Source organism: Enterococcus sp. ARL09-542, assembly GCF_005234805.1.
In the GTDB taxonomy this organism is placed as follows: domain Bacteria; phylum Bacillota; class Bacilli; order Lactobacillales; family Enterococcaceae; genus Enterococcus_D; species Enterococcus_D gallinarum.
Genome location: NZ_QPQX01000006.1, coordinates 87,435 through 106,454, shown reverse-complemented (window position 1 = coordinate 106,454; position 19,020 = coordinate 87,435). Strand labels below are relative to the sequence as shown.

Genomic DNA, 19,020 nt, shown 5'->3' with positions numbered 1-19,020 from the left:
TCTAGGAGAATCCAAAGAGTTGCTTTGAGTTTAACAGTTCCTTAAAAAAGTCTAACTGACAAAAAAGTACATCAAAATACCGGCAGCAATAGCTACATTCAGTGATTCTGCTTGCCCATAGATAGGAATATAGACATTTTGATCGGTCAACCTTAAAATATCTGGATGGACGCCTTGTCCTTCGTTCCCTAAGATAAACGCAGCTGTTCCTTTCTTAGATAACTCCGTATAAGAAACCGCCTCTTTATTCAATTCAGTCCCGTAAATAGCAGTCCCTTGGGCTTTTAATTTTTGGATGAATGCTGGCACATCCCCTTCAAGGATCGGTAAATGAAAGTTGCTGCCTTGCATACTACGCAAGACTTTTGTGCTGTAACGATCAGCTGTGCCTGTTCCTAAAAAGACCCCAGCAAAACCCGCAGCATCGGCTGTACGAATCATAGTCCCAACATTCCCTGGATCCTGGACATTATCTAAAATCAGCCAATTTCCATGAATCGTTTCTTGAACCGTCTCTTTTTCGATCACTGCAAAGATCCCTTGGGGTGTCGGTAAATCTGATAGAAAAGCAGCTACTTCATCGGAGATACGAAATACTTTGTCTTGATAGTCTTTTAACTGATTGCCGGTTTCTTGGATTCCTTTATCAGTAACAAATAGATAATTGATCGGTGCCGATGCTGCAATGGCTTCTTGTACCAAATGCCAACCGTCGATTATATACGTATTGGTTTGATTGCGGTATTTTTTTTGTGCGAGTTTTTTGACCTCTTTGATCAATATATTTTTTTTTGAAAGAATTTCCTTCATCCTGTTCACCTCGCCTCATTATAGCATGAGTCAAAGGATGAAACTTGTTCTTTCGTTAGAAAAACGCTATCATATACTATAGAGGTTGACTGAAACGAGGGATGATTTGATGAAAAAAATACGCATTCAAGTTCAAGGCAGAGTCCAAGGAGTCGGTTTTCGTTACACGACAAAATTGTTAGCGGACCGGATGGGGATCCAAGGATCCGTCAAAAATGAATCTGATGGTTCAGTAACGATCGAAGCTATCGGCGAAGAGAAACAGGTAGACGCTTTTGTTGAAGCGGTCAAAGATTCACCGTCTCCTTCTGGTAAAGTGACAAGTACAAAGATCCAAGAAGATCCTTCTATCAAGGAAAGAACAAGTTTTGATGTTGAATATGGTTACTAAATCTACGACGAAAGATTGATTTTTCAATGAATTTCCTTTTGTACATTGAAATAGTCGGTCTTTTTTAGTATAGTTATTTTTGTCTAAATTTATAGTGAAGAGGAAGAAAAGAATGTCAAAAATGAATAAATGGCTGCTCTCGTCTGGATTGTTAGGACTTTTACTGACTTTATCCGGATGCGTCAGCACAAACTCTGATGGAACACCGAATGAAAACGGCATGATCTATCGTTTCTTAGTGAAACCATTAGGTAATTTGATCACCATGCTGGTAGAAAACTTCGATTGGTCTTATGGTTGGGCAATTATCGCTGTGACAATCGTTGTACGCCTCATTATCTTACCGCTTGGGATCCATCAATCGAAGAAAACGATGATCCAAAGTGAAAAAATGCAGTTCTTGAAACCGCAGGTAGATATCGCACAAGCCAACTTGAAAAAAGCGACCACTCGTGAAGAACAAATGCAAGCACAAGCAGACATGCAAAAAATTTATTCTGAAAATAATGTCAGCATGTTTGGCGGAATCGGTTGCTTGCCGCTGCTGATTCAGATGCCAATATTTTCAGCTTTGTATTTTACTGCTCGTTACACACAAGGGATTCAAAATTCGGAATTCTTTGGGATTTCCTTAGGACAACCAAGTTTCCTATTTGTAGCCATTGCTGGTATTTCGTATCTCATACAAGGATATATTTCAACCATTGGAATCCCAGAAGAACAGAAAAAAACGATGAAAACAATGTTGATCGTTTCGCCATTGATGATTGTCTTCATGTCATTAAGTGCACCTGCTGGTGTAACGTTATACTGGGTTGTCGGCGGGGTCTTCAGCTGCCTGCAAACCTTTATTACAAATGTCATCATGAAACCTAAGATTCGTGCGCAAGTTGAAGCAGAAATGAAAGCCAATCCGCCTAAAACGGTCGTGACGCCTCGGAAAGATGTCACTCCTACGCAGCAGACGCAGCCTACAACGCCAAAAAACTTGAATCATAAAAATGCAAAAGGCCGTAATGCCGGCAAACAACAACGAAAATAAATTTAGAACTATGACCGACTCTTCTCGGTCATAGTTTTTTTGATTGCTTTTTTGGGGTATTCTTTTCTGATTGAATTGATTATGGAATCAAGATTCGCTATAGTGAAAGAGAGGTGAGTTCATGTTCCAAGCATATAGCAATATTTTTGTGATTTTTAGTTTGATGTTTATTGGCTACTGGTTGTCTTTTAAGCAATGGTTCTCAAATCGTACAGCAGATACCTTTTCAAAACTTGTTTTGAATCTCTCACTGCCGGCAAGTATGTTTTTGAATATCATCAAGAATTTTACCCGCGATGAATTCCTTTCATTGTTTTCTGGAATGATTATTCCATTATTATCCATTGTCATTACTTATGGGATCAGTAAACTTTGGCAGCGTTTCTTTCAAGTAGCTCCCACTCATCATGGATCCTTCTCCACCATGTTTACTTTTTCCAATACAATTTTTATTGGATTACCGATCAACCTGGCTATTTTTGGCGAAAAGGCTGTTCCTTATGTCTTGCTTTATTATATTGTCAACACTAGTTTGTTTTGGACGGTTGGGATCTATGAAATCGCTCGAGACAGCCCTAGTTTCGAAGAAGCAAAAGTCTCCTTTCACCCTTTAGTTGTGTTGAAAAAAATCTTCTCTCCTGCATTGATTGGGTTTATTATTGGATTGATCTGGATGCTCTTCGATTTTCCTTTACCGAAATTTATTGCAGGCCTAGGAGGCTATCTTTCTGAGTTGACCACGCCTCTATCCATGTTCATCATTGGGATCATCGTTTACTATAGTGGTATCAAGAATTTACGTATGACCAAGGATCTTGCCGGTGTCCTCGCAGGTCGTTTTCTCCTCTCTCCATTGATCGTGTGGCTGATTGGTCAATGGATACAGGTTCCTTCATTGATGTTGCAAGTCTTTATCATCCAAGCATCGATGCCTGTTCAAAATTCTGTGCCGATCCTGGTTAGAAATTACCAGGGAGATGAAGAGTTTGCTGCTTCTTCATTAGGCTACTCCGTTTTGATTTATATGATTTACATTCCATTATTGTTGATGGTTTTATTATGACATGCAGCAAAAGTGTCGATGTATAAAACAAAAAAACGATTCGAGGACCTATCATTTCTGAGAAAGATAGTGCCTGCGAATCGTTTTTATAGTTGATAATAAATTTCTTCCTTATAGCATATCAAACAACGACAATTGATTTTCATCCGGTAAATCTTTCAAGACACCATTGTCTGTCATATATTCGATTAATGTTTTGGAAACTTTTCCTCGGTTGGCCAGATCTTCTTTGGACAAGAACGGACCATCTTTCCGGGCCTCACAGATTTGTTTGGCTACGTTTAGACCTAAACTTGGTACAGCTCGAAATGGTGCGATCAGCTTGTTGCCATCGATCACAAAATTCTCAGCATCCGATTTATATAAATCGATCATGCCAAATTCATAGCCTCTTTCCAACATTTCATTGGCCAATTCCAAAACAGTCAGCAAGTTTTTTTCTTTTGTCGATGCATCCATGCCTTTGTCATTGATTTCTTGCATCCGCTCTTTTACCGCTTCTTTGCCTTTTGACATGGCGATCAAATCAAAGTCGTCCGCACGAACAGAGAAATAGGCACAGTAATACAGAATTGGGAAATATACTTTGAAGTAAGCGACCCGCAATGCCATCAATACATAGGCTGCCGCATGGGCTTTGGGGAACATATACTTGATCTTAGAACAAGAATCGATATACCATTCAGGGACATTATTTTCCCGCATCGCTTGCAGATAAGTATCTCGCAAATCATCCGGGATCTTGTTCCATTGTCCTTTACGAACCGTCTCCATGATTTTGAAAGCCATACCGTCATCTAATCCTGCATGAATCAGATAGACCATGATGTCATCCCGACAACCAATGACTTCTGCCAAGTTGGCATCACCGCGCCGAATCAGTTCCTCGGCATTTCCTAGCCAAACATCCGTTCCGTGGGAAAGTCCTGAAATCTGCAACAACTCTGCGAAGGTGGACGGATGGGTCTGTTCCAACATCCCCCGTACGAAACGGGTCCCAAATTCAGGAATCCCTAAGGTACCAGTTTTAGAATAAATTTGCTCTTCTGTTACACCTAAAACATCCGTTCCGCCAAAAATACGCATAACTTCTGGATCATCGGTAGGGATCGTTTTTGGATCAATTCCAGATAAGTCCTGTAACATCCGAATCACTGTCGGATCATCATGTCCTAAAATATCCAGTTTCAAAATATTGTCATGGATCGAGTGGAAATCAAAGTGTGTCGTCTTCCATTCAGAATTCATATCATCGGCTGGGTATTGAATCGGTGTGAAATCATAGACATCCATATAATCGGGGATTACAATGATCCCCCCTGGATGCTGTCCGGTGGTGCGCTTCACTCCGGTAGCCCCTTTGGCCAATCGGTCCACTTCTGCTGCACGATAATGAAGATTGTGATCCCGCTCAAACCCTTTTACAAAACCGAATGCGGTTTTGTCTGCTACCGTACCGATCGTTCCTGCACGGTAAACATAATCTTCTCCGAAAAGAACCTTTGTATAATTGTGCGCTTCGGGCTGGTATTCCCCAGAGAAGTTCAAATCGATATCGGGGACTTTATCTCCATGGAAACCTAAGAAGGTTTCAAACGGAATGTCATGACCGTCCTTGTTTAGTCGGGTGCCGCATTTCGGACATTTTTTTTCTGGCATATCATAGCCAGAACCATAAGACCCGTCCTCATAAAACTCCGAGTACTGACAGTCTGGGCAATAATAATGAGGAGCTAATGGATTCACTTCAGTGATCCCCGTCATCGTTGCGACAAAACTGGAACCGACAGATCCCCGCGAGCCCACCAAGTAGCCATCTTCATTGCTCTTGTGTACCAGTTTTTGGGAGATCAGGTAAATCACGGAGAAGCCATTTCCGATAATGGAATCTAATTCTTTTTTCAATCGCTTTTCAACGATCTCAGGCAAAGGATCCCCATATAATTCTTTGGCACGATTGTAACTTAGATCTGTGATTTCTTGCTCGGAACCTGGGATTTTTGGCGTATACAAATCATCCTTGACTGGAATGACCTTTTCACACATATCCGCAATTTTGTTGGGGTTTGTCACGACGATTTCTTTGGCTGTATCTGGGCCTAAAAATTGAAAAGCGGTCAGCATCTCATCTGTCGTCCGAAAGTGAACAGCTGGGAGACTATGGCGATTCAGAGGATTGGCTCCCCCCATTGAATTGATCAAAATCTTACGATAGATCGCATCTTCTTCATTCAAATAATGAACATTCCCTGTAGCTACCACCACTTTGCCTAATTCGTTCCCGATCTCGATCAGGTTGCGAATAATGTCTTCTAGGTCTGATTCATTCTTAACAAGTTCGGTCTCAATCAAATGAGCGTAAACTTCTTTGGGCATGACTTCAATATAATCGTAGAACTCTGCTAATTTACGGGCAGCATCCACCCCTTTTTGCATCATGGCGACAAAGACTTCTCCCTTGTCACAGGCGGTTCCTACAAGTAATCCTTCCCGCAGCTTCACCAATTCCGAGCGAGGAATTCTTGGGACTTTGTCATGGAAATATTTCACGTTCGACATCGAGATCAATTTAAATAAATTTTTTAATCCGGCTTGCGTCTTCGCCAAGATCGTCGCATGGAATGGTCGCGCCGCTTTGAAGGAGTTCTCTCCTCCCACATGGCGGTTCAAGTCTTCATGCAGCAGCATGCCATGCTTTTCCATCGCTTCTTTGACAAAGATCCAAGCTAAATGGCCCGTGGCTTCCGCATCATAGATCGCTCGGTGATGCTGTTCTAAGCTGACGCCGAATTTTTTAGATAAGACGCCTAGACCAAAACGTTTGAACTCAGGATATAAGTAACGTGCCAGTTCTAATGTATCAATAACTGGATTTTCGGCTTCTGGAATCCCATATTTTCGATAACTCGTATTTAAAAAGCCCATATCGAAAGAAGCATTGTGGGCAACCAAGATTGCTCCTTCAGAAAACTCTCTAAAGAGTCGCAATACTTCTTCTTCTGATTTAGAACCGCGAACCATTTCATCCGTGATCCCTGTAAGCTCTACGGTGGTGCGAGACAATGGGTGTCCTGGATCAATGAATTCATCAAATGAGCCTTCCACATTGCCTTTATGCATGCGGACAGCCGCTAATTCGATAATTGTATCATAAACGGCAGATAGCCCCGTCGTTTCCACGTCAAACACAATATACGTGGCATCCGTCAAAGGAACTGGTTTAGGGTTATAAGCCACTGCAACGCCATCATCAACGATATTGGCTTCAACCCCATATAAAATCTTAACACCAGCTTTTTCACCCGCATGATGGGCATCTGGGAAAGCTTGCGCGCCACCATGGTCCGTAATAGCGATCGCCTTATGTCCCCATTTTCCAGCTTGTGCAACTAAATCACTGATATTATTCGTGGCATCCATCGTACTCATATTTGAATGAAGATGGAGTTCCACCCGTTTTTCTCCTTCAGGTGCATAGTCTTTCCGAATCTCGTGTTTTACCTCAATCAAGTCTTGAGCATTCATAACAAGATCTCGCATAAAGGTATCTTCCTGCACGCTTCCGCGAACTTTTACCCAGCTGCCTTTGGCGATTGCCTCAAAGATTTGTTCATCTTTTTCATTATTGGAGAACTTTTTGACACTGAAAGATGACGTATAATCCGTGATTTTCAGAATCAAGATCTTCCGCTTTGAACGTAATTCCCGAACTTCTTTATCAAAGACATATCCTTGGATCGTCACACGGCGTTCTTCCTCAATGATATTAATCATTGGGGTAACGGGTTCATCGGCTGGAATATTCCTTCCCAATGCAATCGGACCGTCAAATTCAACAGCTTTCACTTCTTTTTTCCGCTGTTCATGGGCGATCAAGTTCTCAGCAGCCTGTAATTGGAAAGCAGCAGTCTGTTCTTCTTTACGAGCTTCCAATTCTTTTAAAGCTTCTTCTGCTTGTTCGGCATCCATTTCAGGAATGATACGAAATTTTTGAAAACCAAATGTTTGATAGTTTTCTTCAATGATTGGTAAATATTGTTGCTGCAAAATCGCGATTACCGCTTCATTGGTAACAGGCAGGATCACTTTTTTCTCATTCACTACCGGTAGCTGATTCTTAATGACTTGCTGTACTAGTGGACGATCACAGTTTTGATTTGCGAGTGCTAATGGCCAGTACTCTTGGATCAGTTGTTGATCGAAGGCATTATCCTTGGCTTCAATGATCATTCGCACCGCAGCGATTTCCTTAAAGGCCAGTTCCAAATGTTGTTTGAACGATTGATACACCATAACGGGTAGCAATGTATCAAACTGCAAGTAAAATGTCCAAGCTTTTGACTGGCGATGGACCACGACTTGTTTGATTTGAGCGGTCTGTATCAAAGGATGTTGGCGTAAATCAGGACCAGCATTGATTTGCTCTAATAAAATCTCAAAGGTCTCTCTTTCTTTTGACAATTGACCATCCTCCTTTTTCTCAGTATTAATTAGTATACCTCTTTTTCTTTTGTCTTTCATTAAAAAATCGAGAAAGGGCTCCCCCTTCCTCGATTTTTGTCACGGATCATTCAGATGCAGTCAACAAGATCGTTAATGTCGTAGCCACTTCCTCTTTACGAACTTCAACGGTTGCATTTGTGTGTTTGATTTTTATTTCGACAATCCCTTCTGTCGCTTTGTTGCCAATGGTCAATCGAATCGGACAGCCTATCAAATCCGCATCCGCAAATTTGACACCAGCACGTTCGTTGCGATCATCTACTAAAACTTCATAACCGACAGCAAGCATCGCTTGCTCTACTTCCTCGCACAAAGCAGTTTGATACGAGTCTTCCATTGTGGTTTGAATAATATGGATATCATAGGGTGCAATCTCTTTCGGCCAATCGATTCCCTCTTCATTGCCGTGCTGTTCAACGATTGTTGATAGAAGACGAGATACACCGATGCCATAACACCCCATCATGACTGGCGTCTCCTGACCGTTCTCATCGACAACTGTCGCACCAAGTCTTTCACTGTATTTGGTTCCTAGCTTGAAAATGTGGCCAACTTCGATTCCTCGTGTGAAAGTTAGGACCCCTTTGCCATCTGGAGAAGGATCACCTTCTTGCACCAATCGAAAATCAGCAAATGCCAATGGGGAAAAATCTCGTCCTACATTTGCGTTTTGATAGTAATGGCCCGGTTGATTTCCAAAGACGATCACATTTGCTAAATCTTGTACATGCTGATCAGCATATAAGCGGACATTTTCCGGCAGCTCAATGGGACTGATTGCTTCAGTTTGCAGATGACAACGTAATTCTTCTGGTGTAGCTATTTTCAATTGATCGGCTTCTAGAAAATTTTTGACTTTTGCTTCGTTCAATTGATGATCGCCACGTAGAAGAATCATGACCGGTTCTCCATCAGCAAACAAAAGAAAGGACTGAACGATCTTAGTCAAGTCACTCTCACAAGCTGCAGCTACTTCTTCCAGAGAATAAGATGGATCAACCTGCAACTCTGCGCGCTCAAGAAAGGTTTCGTGAGATTTCTTTGATACATACAAACTTGTGGCCATTTTCCAATTCGCCACGTAGTCGCTTTCCGTTGAGTAGCAAATTAGTTCTTCACCAATCTGCGACAGTGCCATGAATTCTTTGGAATCATGCCCTCCCATCAGACCGTTATCACCAATCACTGCGCGATACTCCAGACCACAACGCTGCAAAATCGCGTGATAGGCTGCTTCATACCGACGATAAGTCGTATCTAAACTTGACTCATCGGCATGAAATGAGTAGCCGTCTTGCATGATGAATTCGCGACTGCGAATCAAACCGAAGCGCGGACGTTGTTCGTCTCGGTATTTTGACTGAATCTGATACAAACTGATCGGCAGACGTTTGTAGGAAGAGATCTCACTTTTGATCAATTCCGTAAAAGGCTCTTCATGGGTTGGCCCCAAGACATACTCCCGCTCGTTTCGATCCGTTAACTGATACAGTGAGCGCCCATAAAGCCCGTCTCGCCCAGTACTTTGCCATAGTTCCAAGGGCAATAAAACTGGCATCGTCATTTCTACTGCATCAATTTTGGCTAATTCTTCCCGCATCAATTTTTTAATTTTCTCCAACACCCGCTGGGCTAAAGGCAAATACATGTAGATGCCTGCTGCCACTTGCCGAATATAACCGGCTCTAACTAAAAGTTGATGACTCAATGTTTCCGCATCACTTGGTATTTCCCGCAATGTCGGAATAAACAGTTTCGACTGCTTCATTTTTTTCTCCTTTGCTGCAAACACTTTGCTATACCATACACCCTGCTTGGCCCATATCAGCTGCTTCCTCTAATCAAAAGAAAAAGCGCTGAATATCATTCCAAGTCACTAACACCATCAGCAACATCAAAAAACCAAACCCAATTAACGTGATGATTCCTTCTTTTTCTTGACTGATCGGTTTACCTCGGACACCTTCAAGAATGTTCAAAACGAGTTTGCCGCCATCCAATCCTGGAATAGGCAACAAATTGAAGATTCCTAAGTTGATGGAGATCGCCGCCATCATCATGACGACAGAAGCTACCCCTTGTGAGGCTGCTTGTGAGGACAATTGGAAAATGGCCACCGGACCGCCTAATTTGTCCAGATCTGGTTGTACGATCAAATTACCGACAGCTCGGAAAATCAGTAAAGCATTGTTGAAGGTCAATTTCAAGCCACCTAATAGCTTGTCACCAAGACTTGTTTTCAAGCCAGGACTGATTCCCATAAATCCTACTTTTTCTCCTTCAGCATATTTCCCTTCTGGCGTTGCTTCAATCGTTAATGTATCACTTCCCCGCTTCACTTCAAGGGGGATCTTCGTGTCAGGATAATTTTGGATCTCACTGCTCAATTCCTGCCAGTTGGATACTGTCTTGCCATTGACTGCTAAGATCTCATCGCCATCTTTCAAGCCTGCCTCAGCGGCTGGTGAACCATTTTGGATACCAGAGATGCTGGTCGTATTCACATCTTGTACACCACCCTGTGCAAACACTAACCCTGTGAATAAAACAAAAGCTAAGATGAAGTTATTCATCGGTCCAGCAAAATTGGTCAACATTCGCTGCCAAAGTTTCGCTGACTGAAATTGAACATCTTTCGGTGCAATCCTTACTTCCACACCGTCTTCATGAATAATGGTTGCATCATGATCGACCGCATAAGCGACTTTTTCTTGTTCATTTCCATTGATGTACCCTGCAATCGTCAACTTTTCTTCGAGATCAAAGTCTACCACTTCCATCGGAATCGCATGAGGCAACTGCACCTTTTTGCTAGTATTGATCTTGATGACTTTTCCATCCTTGTCTTGCACAAGTGAGATCGGCATACCTGGTGTCAGCTCTGTCTCATCTTCGCCCCAGCCTGCCATTTGAACATAGCCACCTAATGGTAACATTCGAATCGTGTAAGTCGTTCCATCTTTTCCTTGATGGGCAAAAAGCTTTGGACCCATTCCAATGGCAAATTCCCGAACTAAAATCCCTGCACGTTTGGCAAAGAAGTAGTGTCCAAATTCGTGGATTACGACCACAACAGAAAATATGATAATAAACACAAGAATCGTTTTCATTCTGTTTCCTCGCTTTCACTGTTCCCTCTTGCTAAAGGGGAAACCTTTCTTTATTTTATCACACCCACACCTAATGAGGAACTTCCGGCGTTATTGTAACAAGAATTTAAAGAACCAAGCTCTAACACGCATAAAAAGACTGTGGCTCTTTCTCCCAACACATTCCTTAACAGGAAAAGTGTTCTTTTTTCCTTACCCTCGCATTCTTCACAGGGGTCCGTCAAAAAAGCTTCGACCGCCAAGTAGTCGAGAACTAAAAAACCTCTAAATGTCTGGTCCCGTGAAAACAGGCTTCATTTAGAGGTTGAAATAAGGTTAAAATGAGGTTAAAAATTGTCTTCTTTCTGCGGAGCTGATCAAACAAATTAATGACCTAGCACTTATCTAGTCAAGCAAGTGATTATTGCTCGTTTATCTAGACTAACTAAATGATTGCTTTAGAAAACACCTAATAAGTACATGATTGGAAAAACAAACAGCATACTATCAAAACGATCAAGAATCCCGCCGTGGCCAGGCAAAATATTGCCTGAATCTTTTACTCCGTAGTGTCGCTTGATAGCTGATTCGACAAGGTCACCAAACTGACCAGCAATCGAAAAAATAATCGTCAATACGATCATGATCAGACTTCCATGGCCAAAGTAATCGTTGCCTGGGAATGCCAACAAATAAAGAGCTGCCACAACGACTGCCGAAACAATTCCGCCCAATGCCCCTTCAACGGTCTTGTTCGGTGAGATCTCCGGCCATAGCTTATGTGCGCCGAATCGGCGGCCAACCATATAAGCACCAATATCTGTCGCCCAAACAATAAACAAGCCAAAAATCAGCACAACTAATCCGTTTGGTACTAATCTAGCCGTCAAGAAACGTTCAAAGCCGACACCCACATACAGACTGACTAAAACGGGGAAACCTGCTTCATCAATGGTGTACATATTTTTGGAAACGACAGCGATCCCTAGCAACAACAAGACAATCAGATAAAACAAGGCACTTTTATCTGTATTTGCTGGTAAGAAAGCAAACCAAGGATCTTTAGGTAAGACTAAGATCACAGCCCCAAGAATCGATAACACCCCTTCAAAACTGAGAACCGCTAATCCTTTCATCCGAAATAATTCAAACACACCAATTCCGGCAAGTAAAGCTGCCGTCAACTCGATGGCTATTCCACCGACATAAATAACTGGTAAAAAAAATGCTAATGCCACCACTGCGGTGATCACACGTTGTTTCACTTTTTGTCCTCCTTCTTGTTCAACCCGCCAAAACGCCGATTTCGCTGTTGAAAACTGCCGATGGCAGCTTCTAACAATTGGGCATCAAAGTCAGGCCATAATGCTTTAGTGAAAAAGAGCTCGCTATAAGCAATTTGCCAAAGAAGAAAATTACTGATCCGTTCTTCACCACTCGTTCGAATCACCAATTCAGGATCGCGAAGTGCAGCAGGCAAGAAACCAGTCATGAGATGCTGGTCCATCATTTCTTCGGTGATTTCCACCGTCTCCTGTGTGTGGTCTAGTTCTTCATACAGCTTTTGGATCGCCTGCAGCATTTCAGCACGACTGCCATAGTTCAAAGCGAAATTCAGGACCATTCCTGTATTCTCCTTGGTCTGTTCGATGGCACGATTGACAGCATCTTGAGTGTGAGCAGGCAAATATTCGGTAAAGCCCATCACATGGACCTTCACATTTTCTTTGATCAGCTCTGGTACAAACGTGTCAAAAAAATCAACTGGCAATTGCATCAAGTAATCGACTTCTTCATTTGGTCGTTTCCAATTTTCCGTTGAGAATGCGTACAATGTCAAGACTTTGACTCCAAGCCGCGAGGCATGGGTCGTGATCGTCTTCACTGTCTCCATCCCTTCTTTGTGCCCTGCCACCCGTGGTAGACGCCGATTCTGAGCCCAGCGGCCATTTCCGTCCATAATGATCGCGATATGCTGAGGCACAGGTAATGCCGGATCAAGTTCGTATTCAGTTTCTTCCTTAACATATTTGTCTTTTTGTGGAAAAAAACGCAACATATGATTCGCTCCTCTTCCATTTCGTAAAATTCATCTTTTTCATTATAACAATAATCATATTTCTTGCCTATGAAAAGTAAAAAAAGAAATCTATATTAAAGAAAAACAAAAACATTTTCTCTTTGTTAGGAATAAAAAAAGGGCGCTTGTGCGCCCCTGCTTCTTATACTTCTAATAATTCTTGTTCTTTTTCAGCTGCGATCTGATCGATTTCTTTAATACTGTTGTCTGTCAATGTTTGAACTTCTTTTTCTGATTCTCTTAAATCATCGACCGTGATATCGCCAGATTTTTCTTGCTTCTTGTAAGCATCCATCGCATCACGACGGATATTACGGACAGCAATTTTCGCATTCTCCGCTTCTTTTTTCACATCTTTTGCCAATTCTTTCCGGCGCTCTTCCGTCAATTGCGGAATGACTAAACGGATTACTGTACCATCATTAGCAGGTGTGATACCGATGTCGCTTTGCATGATCGCTTTTTCGACTTCTTGGATCATTGTTTTGTCGAAAGGCGTAATCATCAAAATACGCGCTTCAGGAATCGTGATTGATGCCATTTGATTTAGTGGTGTTGGAACACCATAGTAGGTTACCATCACACGGTCTAAAATACTTGCGTTCGCACGGCCAGCACGAATTTGTCCTAACTCGCGCTGCAAGTTTTCTGCTGCTTTTTTCATTTTATCTTTTGCTTCTGTTAAAATTTTGTCAGCCATTCTATTTCCCCCTTACTGTCGTTCCAATATGTTCTCCTAAGATTGCACGGCGAATATTTCCTTGTTCATTTAAATTAAAGACAACTAACGGAATATCATTATCCATGCTTAATGAGCTTGCAGTGGAATCCATGACTTGCAATCCTTTCGAAATCACTTCTAGATGCGTAAGCTCTTCAAACTTCACTGCACTTTGATCGATTTTTGGATCTGCTGAGTAGACACCATCGACGTTATTTTTTGCCATCAAGATCACATCTGCATTGATTTCAGCTGCTCTTAAGGCAGCCGTAGTATCTGTTGAGAAATAAGGATTCCCTGTGCCGCCAGCAAAGATCACTACACGCCCTTTTTCTAGATGACGTTCTGCCCGACGGCGAATATAAGGTTCTGCGATTTGGCGCATTTCGATCGATGTTTGGACGCGAGTCGGTACGCCAGCGTTCTCAAGAGTGTCTTGCAACGCCAATGCATTCATGACCGTTGCCAACATTCCCATATAGTCTGCTTGCGCTCGTTCCATGCCCATTTGTGCACCAATCTGACCACGCCAAATGTTACCGCCGCCTACTACGATCGCCATTTCAACACCAAGTTCATGGACTTCTTTGATCTCTTTGACGATTTCTTGGATCGTTGGCGGTTTGATACCAAATCCTTCATCCCCTGCCAATGCTTCGCCGCTCAATTTTAACACAACACGTTGATATTTTGGTTTACCCATGATGATTCCTCCGTACATTCTCCAATACTATTGTAGCATATTGGCGCCATTCTGTTTGAATTTGTGCAATTTTTTTGAAAATCGGTTTTTGCTTAAAAAAAGGGAGCGCACTTCCATGCGTTCCCATCTGTTCGAGGAACAGAATTATTTTTTGACTTGGCTCATAACTTCTTCTACAAAGTTATCTTCGCGTTTTTCGATACCTTCGCCGACTTCAAAACGAACAAATGATTTCACTGTTGCGCCTTTTGAAGCAACAAATTTTTCAACAGTCATGTCAGGATCTTTAACGAATGGTTGGTCAACCAAAGCGATTTCTGCTTTGAATTTTTTCAAACGGCCTTCAACCATTTTTTCAACGATGTTGGCTGGTTTGCCTTCGTTCAATGCTTGTTCAGTCAAAACTTGTTTTTCGTGATCCAATTCTTCTTGTGAGATTTGAGATTCATTCACATAGCGAGGATTGATTGCAGCAACGTGCATAGCGACATCTTTTGCAACTGATTCGTCTGTTGTTCCTTCAAGAACAGTCAAGACAGCGATACGTCCGCCCATGTGCAAGTAGCCACCGAAAGCAGAGTTGTCATCTTTTTCAACAACTTCAAAACGACGGAAGCTGATTTTTTCACCGATAACTTGAGTTGCTTCGATCAATGCTGCTTCCATTTTACCTTTTGATGTTTCCAACTGCAAAGCAGCTTCCATGTCAGCAGGTTTGTTTGCAGCGATTACTTCTGCGATTTCTTTAACTAAATCTTGGAACATTTCGTTTTTAGAAACGAAGTCTGTTTCAGAGTTTACTTCAACGATTGCAGCAGCATTCCCGTTGATAGCAACAGATGCCAATCCTTCAGCAGCAATCCGATCATTTTTCTTTGCAGCTTTAGCCATTCCTTTTTCACGTAATAGATCAACGGCTTTTTCGATATCTCCTTCGACTTCAACTAAGGCACGTTTTGCATCCATCATACCTACACCAGTCATGTCGCGCAATTCTTTTACTAATTTAGCTGTTACTTCTGCCATTTTTTGTTTTCCTCCTAAATGTCATTTAACAAGCCTGAACTTGCCTTTTAAAAAAGCTGTTTCAAAGGAGAGTGAGGCTTGGCGCCTAGCCTTTGAAACAGCTCCATCATTTCTTATTCAGCTGATACATTGTCGCCTTCGACAACATCAACGATTTCTTCGATTGAAGTAGCATTTTCTGTTGATTCAGCAGAAAAATCTTCTTCAACTACTTGGTCTTCGCCTTGGTTGCCTTCGATAAATGCATCTGCCATTTTAGCAGTGATCAATTTAACGGCACGAATCGCATCGTCGTTTGATGGGATAACTACGTCGATCTCATCTGGATCACAGTTTGTATCAACCATCGCTACGATTGGGATATTTAATTTACGTGCTTCTTGGATCGCAATGCGTTCTTTGCGTGGGTCAACAACGTACATTACATCTGGAATTCTTGGCATATCAGCGATACCGCCTAAGAATTTTTCAAGACGTTCGCGTTCTTTGTTCAAACCAACGACTTCTTTTTTAGGAAGGACATCAAATGTGCCATCTTCTTCCATTTTGTTGATTTGTTTCAAGCGAGCAACACGTTTTTGGATAGTTTCCCAGTTCGTCAATGTTCCACCTAACCAACGATGGTTTACGTAGTATTGACCTGAACGGATTGCTTCTTCTTTGATTGCTTCTTGGGCTTGTTTTTTTGTTCCTACGAACAAAGCAACTCCGCCTTCTTCAGCAACGTTTTTCATGTAGTCGTATGCTGCATCTACTAACTTAACAGTTTTTTGTAAGTCGATGATGTAGATACCGTTTCTTTCTGTGAAGATATATTTCTTCATTTTTGGGTTCCAGCGACGTGTTTGGTGTCCAAAGTGTACGCCGGCTTCTAGCAATTGTTTCATTGAGATTACTGCCATGATGTGTTTCCTCCAATTTGGTTTTTGATTTCCTCTCTTGCTCTTTAGCTCTTCGAAGAACTGATTATCAGCACCGCTTCGCAGATGGAACAAGATGTGGATTTGCGGAGTCAAAAAACTCACGCCTTAAACAGTATACAGTAGCTACTAAAGAATTGCAACTGCTTTTCCTCATAAACCTAGCTGTTTACTTTTACATTTTTTTCTTACAAACAACGGGTGTTCAGTCTGACTAAAGCCTAGGTTTTTAATCCTTTTTCTGCTATGATAATGCTGAAGAATTCAATTAAAGGAGTCTATTTATGCGTAAATCCGACCGGCATTTATTGATCAAACAGATTATTGCAGAACATAATGTGGGAACTCAAGAAGAACTGTTGCAGTTGCTCGAAGCACAAGGAGTAACCGCTACGCAGGCAACGATCTCCCGCGATATCCGTGATCTAAAAATTGTCAAACAGCCTGATGAGACTGGACAAACAAAATTTGTTCTCTTTCAAGGAATGAATACTCAAGAAAATGAAAAAGCGGAAGAACAACGGCTGATCCACATGCTGGAAGATGTCGTCACCAAAGTGGATCGTGTTCAATTTATGACGCTAATCAATACGATCCCTGACAATGCACCTTTATTGGCAGCGGCTTTAGATGAAGTTTCGATGCCTGAGAAAGTTTGTTCTCTCGCCGGCTTTGATACAGTAGCCGTTATTTCCCGTACAAATGAAGATGCCATCAAGCTGACTGAATATATCAAGTCCCATGCTATTCTCTAAAGAATCGAAAAAAAGATACCAGCGGCAAGCATATAGGCTGCCGTTGGTATCTTTTTTTTATTTACATTTTATCAGGTGCATGTAATCCTAACAGACGCAAATCTTCTTTTAACAAGACTGTTACAGCGTAAACCAATGCCAATCGAGCATCTTTTTGCGCATCTTCTGCTAAAATCTTGACATTTGCATAGTATTTATTGAAGGCTTGCGCTAATTTGATCGCATGTTTAGCAATCACTGATGGCTCATATTTATCTGCAGCCTGTAAGATAGTTTCTGGGTAGCGTTGGATCAACTTGATCACTTCCCAGCTCTCTGCATCATTCAAAGCAAGAGCTTGCGCATTGGCAGGATCAAATTGTGCTTTTTCTAAAATGCTCATCGCCCGTGCATGAGAATATTGGACATAAGGTCCGGTTTCTCCTTCAAAACGAACGACTTCTTCCAATGTGAAATCGAAGTTGTTCAGGCGATCATTTTTTAAATCATGAAAGACGACCGCACCGACACCCACTTGTTTTGCCACTTCATCTTTGTTCGCTAAGCCTGGATTTTTTTCTGTGATTTGTTCTTTCGCAGATTCGATGGCTTCATTCAATACTTCTTCTAATAAAACGATTTTTCCTTTACGAGTAGACAGCTTCTTACCATCTTTGGTGATCAAACCAAATGGGATGTGGTGCATATCATCTGACCAATCGAAGCCCATTTCTTTAAGAACTGCTTTCAATTGCTTAAAATGATAGCTTTGTTCGTTACCGACAACATACAGAGACTTAGCAAAGTTATAAGTCCGTTTGCGGTACAATGCTGCCGCCATATCCCGAGTGATATATAATGTTGCGCCGTCAGATTTGCGGATCAACGCTGGATTGAGATCATAGGCAGTCAAATCAACGATTTCTGCGCCTTGATCTTCTTGTAATAAATGTTTTTCTTCCAAAAGTTCAACGACTTCCGTCATTTTATCATTGTAGAAGGCTTCCCCATTCAATGAATCAAAACTTACTTCCAGCATGTCATAGATTTTGTTGAACTCTTGCAATGACTCATCGCGGAACCATTGCCATAATTCGGTTGCTTCTTGATCACCGTCTTCTAGCTTCTTGAACCATGCCCGAGCTTCATCTTCCAACGCTTTATCATTTTCTGCTTGTTCATGGAATTCAACATATAAACGCAAGAGTTCATTGATTGGTTCTTTTTTAACTGCTTCTTCAGAACCCCATTTTTTATAGGCGACGATCAATTTCCCAAATTGAGTTCCCCAGTCTCCTAAATGATTGATCCGAATTGGCTGATAACCGATTTTTTCAAGAATAAAGCCAATCGAATTACCGATCACCGTCGAACGCAAATGGCCCATGGAGATTGGTTTCGCAATGTTTGGTGAAGACATATCAATCGGAACCGCCTGCTGATTGCCAATTGATTGATCTCCATAATGATTTTTTTCCTTCAAGACGGTTTGTAAGACGTGTTCGCTGATCACTTCTTTATTCATAAAAAAGTTCAAGTATGGACCCACGACTTCGATTTTTTCAAAAGAAGCTGGATCAATTTTTTCCGCCAGCTCGCTAGCGATCTGTTGCGGTGCTTTGCGATAGACTTTGGCTAAAGCAAAGGCAGGAAAAGCAACGTCTCCGTGTTCAGCAGTTTTAGGATTTTCTAACAATTGACTGACTTGTTCTAAAGTCAAATCTTCTTTGACAGCGGCATAAATAGCTTGTGCAACGATTTGTTTATTATTCATTTTCTTTCCCTCCATTTGTTTCGATACGAAAGCAATGCCCAGCGAATGTACATGCGGAACAACTAAAAAAAGCCTCTAGTGCATCACATGCACTAGAGACGAGATTTCCCGCGGTACCACTCTATTTGTCCTTTAAGGAATGATTCTTAAAAGACCTACTTATT

Annotated in this window: 15 protein-coding genes and 1 other annotated feature (1 of these 16 cut by a window edge); of the genes, 4 read left to right on the top strand and 11 right to left on the bottom strand. The window is 41.7% G+C overall.

Going from position 1 to position 19,020, the window contains the following annotated elements; translation table 11 throughout:
- Positions 1-51: 51 nt before the first annotated feature.
- Positions 52-810 carry a TrmH family RNA methyltransferase gene (locus tag DVW06_RS08600; RefSeq protein WP_137264560.1) on the bottom strand — a complete coding sequence of 253 codons (759 nt, stop codon included), beginning with the start codon at positions 808-810 and terminating at the stop codon, positions 52-54.
- Positions 811-919: 109 nt separating this feature from the next.
- Between DVW06_RS08600 and DVW06_RS08595 the strand changes: the two genes are divergently transcribed.
- The 3 genes from DVW06_RS08595 to DVW06_RS08585 all read left to right on the top strand — a co-directional run bounded on the left by DVW06_RS08595 (position 920) and on the right by DVW06_RS08585 (position 3,306).
- Positions 920-1,201: an acylphosphatase gene (locus DVW06_RS08595; RefSeq protein WP_005472207.1), complete on the top strand. Its 282-nt coding sequence runs from the start codon at positions 920-922 to the stop codon at positions 1,199-1,201.
- A 112-nt stretch (positions 1,202-1,313) separates the two neighbouring features.
- Complete coding sequence (yidC, locus tag DVW06_RS08590) at positions 1,314-2,243, top strand: membrane protein insertase YidC (protein ID WP_005472205.1); 930 nt, start codon at positions 1,314-1,316, stop codon at positions 2,241-2,243.
- Positions 2,244-2,364: 121 nt separating this feature from the next.
- Positions 2,365-3,306, top strand: a complete 942-nt coding sequence (locus DVW06_RS08585) for an AEC family transporter (RefSeq protein WP_060814671.1) — start codon at positions 2,365-2,367, stop codon at positions 3,304-3,306.
- A 111-nt stretch (positions 3,307-3,417) separates the two neighbouring features.
- On the opposite strand, the gene DVW06_RS08580 is transcribed toward DVW06_RS08585, so the two are convergent.
- The 9 genes from DVW06_RS08580 to rpsB all read right to left on the bottom strand — a co-directional run bounded on the left by DVW06_RS08580 (position 3,418) and on the right by rpsB (position 16,330).
- Complete coding sequence (locus tag DVW06_RS08580) at positions 3,418-7,767, bottom strand: PolC-type DNA polymerase III (RefSeq protein WP_003126876.1); 4,350 nt, start codon at positions 7,765-7,767, stop codon at positions 3,418-3,420.
- 106 nt (positions 7,768-7,873) lie between these two features.
- On the bottom strand, positions 7,874-9,577 hold the full coding sequence (locus tag DVW06_RS08575) for a proline--tRNA ligase (RefSeq protein ID WP_029487016.1): 1,704 nt from the start codon (positions 9,575-9,577) through the stop codon (positions 7,874-7,876).
- A gap of 73 nt (positions 9,578-9,650) precedes the next feature.
- Positions 9,651-10,919 (bottom strand): RIP metalloprotease RseP, encoded by a 1,269-nt coding sequence (gene rseP, locus DVW06_RS08570; RefSeq protein ID WP_003126873.1) that lies wholly within the window; start codon positions 10,917-10,919, stop codon positions 9,651-9,653.
- 437 nt (positions 10,920-11,356) lie between these two features.
- The gene (locus DVW06_RS08565; protein ID WP_003126872.1) at positions 11,357-12,163 is read right to left on the bottom strand and encodes a phosphatidate cytidylyltransferase; all 807 of its coding nucleotides are present in this window, start codon (positions 12,161-12,163) and stop codon (positions 11,357-11,359) included.
- Entirely contained in the window at positions 12,160-12,957 is a 798-nt protein-coding gene (locus tag DVW06_RS08560; RefSeq protein ID WP_003126871.1) for an isoprenyl transferase, read from the bottom strand. The genes DVW06_RS08565 and DVW06_RS08560 overlap by 4 nt, the downstream gene beginning before the upstream one ends.
- 163 nt (positions 12,958-13,120) lie before the next feature.
- Entirely contained in the window at positions 13,121-13,678 is a 558-nt protein-coding gene (gene frr / locus DVW06_RS08555; protein ID WP_003126870.1) for a ribosome recycling factor, read from the bottom strand.
- 1 nt (position 13,679) lies between these two features.
- Positions 13,680-14,402 carry a UMP kinase gene (gene pyrH / locus DVW06_RS08550; protein WP_003126869.1) on the bottom strand — a complete coding sequence of 241 codons (723 nt, stop codon included), beginning with the start codon at positions 14,400-14,402 and terminating at the stop codon, positions 13,680-13,682.
- Positions 14,403-14,546: 144 nt separating this feature from the next.
- Positions 14,547-15,428, bottom strand: a complete 882-nt coding sequence (gene tsf / locus DVW06_RS08545; RefSeq protein WP_005472197.1) for a translation elongation factor Ts — start codon at positions 15,426-15,428, stop codon at positions 14,547-14,549.
- A gap of 113 nt (positions 15,429-15,541) precedes the next feature.
- Positions 15,542-16,330, bottom strand: coding sequence for a 30S ribosomal protein S2 (gene rpsB / locus DVW06_RS08540; RefSeq protein WP_003126867.1), 789 nt, complete (start codon positions 16,328-16,330; stop codon positions 15,542-15,544).
- Positions 16,331-16,632: 302 nt separating this feature from the next.
- On the opposite strand from rpsB, the gene DVW06_RS08535 reads away from it, so the two are divergent.
- Complete coding sequence (locus DVW06_RS08535; RefSeq protein WP_117474616.1) at positions 16,633-17,103, top strand: arginine repressor; 471 nt, start codon at positions 16,633-16,635, stop codon at positions 17,101-17,103.
- 61 nt (positions 17,104-17,164) lie between these two features.
- On the opposite strand, the gene argS is transcribed toward DVW06_RS08535, so the two are convergent.
- Positions 17,165-18,856 (bottom strand): arginine--tRNA ligase, encoded by a 1,692-nt coding sequence (gene argS / locus DVW06_RS08530; RefSeq protein ID WP_003126865.1) that lies wholly within the window; start codon positions 18,854-18,856, stop codon positions 17,165-17,167.
- Between the two features lie 91 nt (positions 18,857-18,947).
- Positions 18,948-19,020: a binding site (T-box leader), on the bottom strand; it runs 130 nt beyond the window's last position.

Excerpts from the sequence above, each read along its gene's own strand:
- DVW06_RS08595 (WP_005472207.1), top strand. The coding sequence starts at position 920 with ATGAAAAAAATACGCATTCAAGTTCAAGGCAGAGTCCAAGGAGTCGGT.
- rpsB (WP_003126867.1), bottom strand. The coding sequence starts at position 16,330 with ATGGCAGTAATCTCAATGAAACAATTGCTAGAAGCCGGCGTACACTTT.
- tsf (WP_005472197.1), bottom strand. The coding sequence starts at position 15,428 with ATGGCAGAAGTAACAGCTAAATTAGTAAAAGAATTGCGCGACATGACT.
- frr (WP_003126870.1), bottom strand. The coding sequence starts at position 13,678 with ATGGCTGACAAAATTTTAACAGAAGCAAAAGATAAAATGAAAAAAGCA.
- DVW06_RS08535 (WP_117474616.1), top strand. The coding sequence starts at position 16,633 with ATGCGTAAATCCGACCGGCATTTATTGATCAAACAGATTATTGCAGAA.
- rseP (WP_003126873.1), bottom strand. The coding sequence starts at position 10,919 with ATGAAAACGATTCTTGTGTTTATTATCATATTTTCTGTTGTGGTCGTA.
- DVW06_RS08585 (WP_060814671.1), top strand. The coding sequence starts at position 2,365 with ATGTTCCAAGCATATAGCAATATTTTTGTGATTTTTAGTTTGATGTTT.
- DVW06_RS08560 (WP_003126871.1), bottom strand. The coding sequence starts at position 12,957 with ATGTTGCGTTTTTTTCCACAAAAAGACAAATATGTTAAGGAAGAAACT.
- DVW06_RS08575 (WP_029487016.1), bottom strand. The coding sequence starts at position 9,577 with ATGAAGCAGTCGAAACTGTTTATTCCGACATTGCGGGAAATACCAAGT.
- argS (WP_003126865.1), bottom strand. The coding sequence starts at position 18,856 with ATGAATAATAAACAAATCGTTGCACAAGCTATTTATGCCGCTGTCAAA.
- DVW06_RS08600 (WP_137264560.1), bottom strand. The coding sequence starts at position 810 with ATGAAGGAAATTCTTTCAAAAAAAAATATATTGATCAAAGAGGTCAAA.
- pyrH (WP_003126869.1), bottom strand. The coding sequence starts at position 14,402 with ATGGGTAAACCAAAATATCAACGTGTTGTGTTAAAATTGAGCGGCGAA.
- yidC (WP_005472205.1), top strand. The coding sequence starts at position 1,314 with ATGTCAAAAATGAATAAATGGCTGCTCTCGTCTGGATTGTTAGGACTT.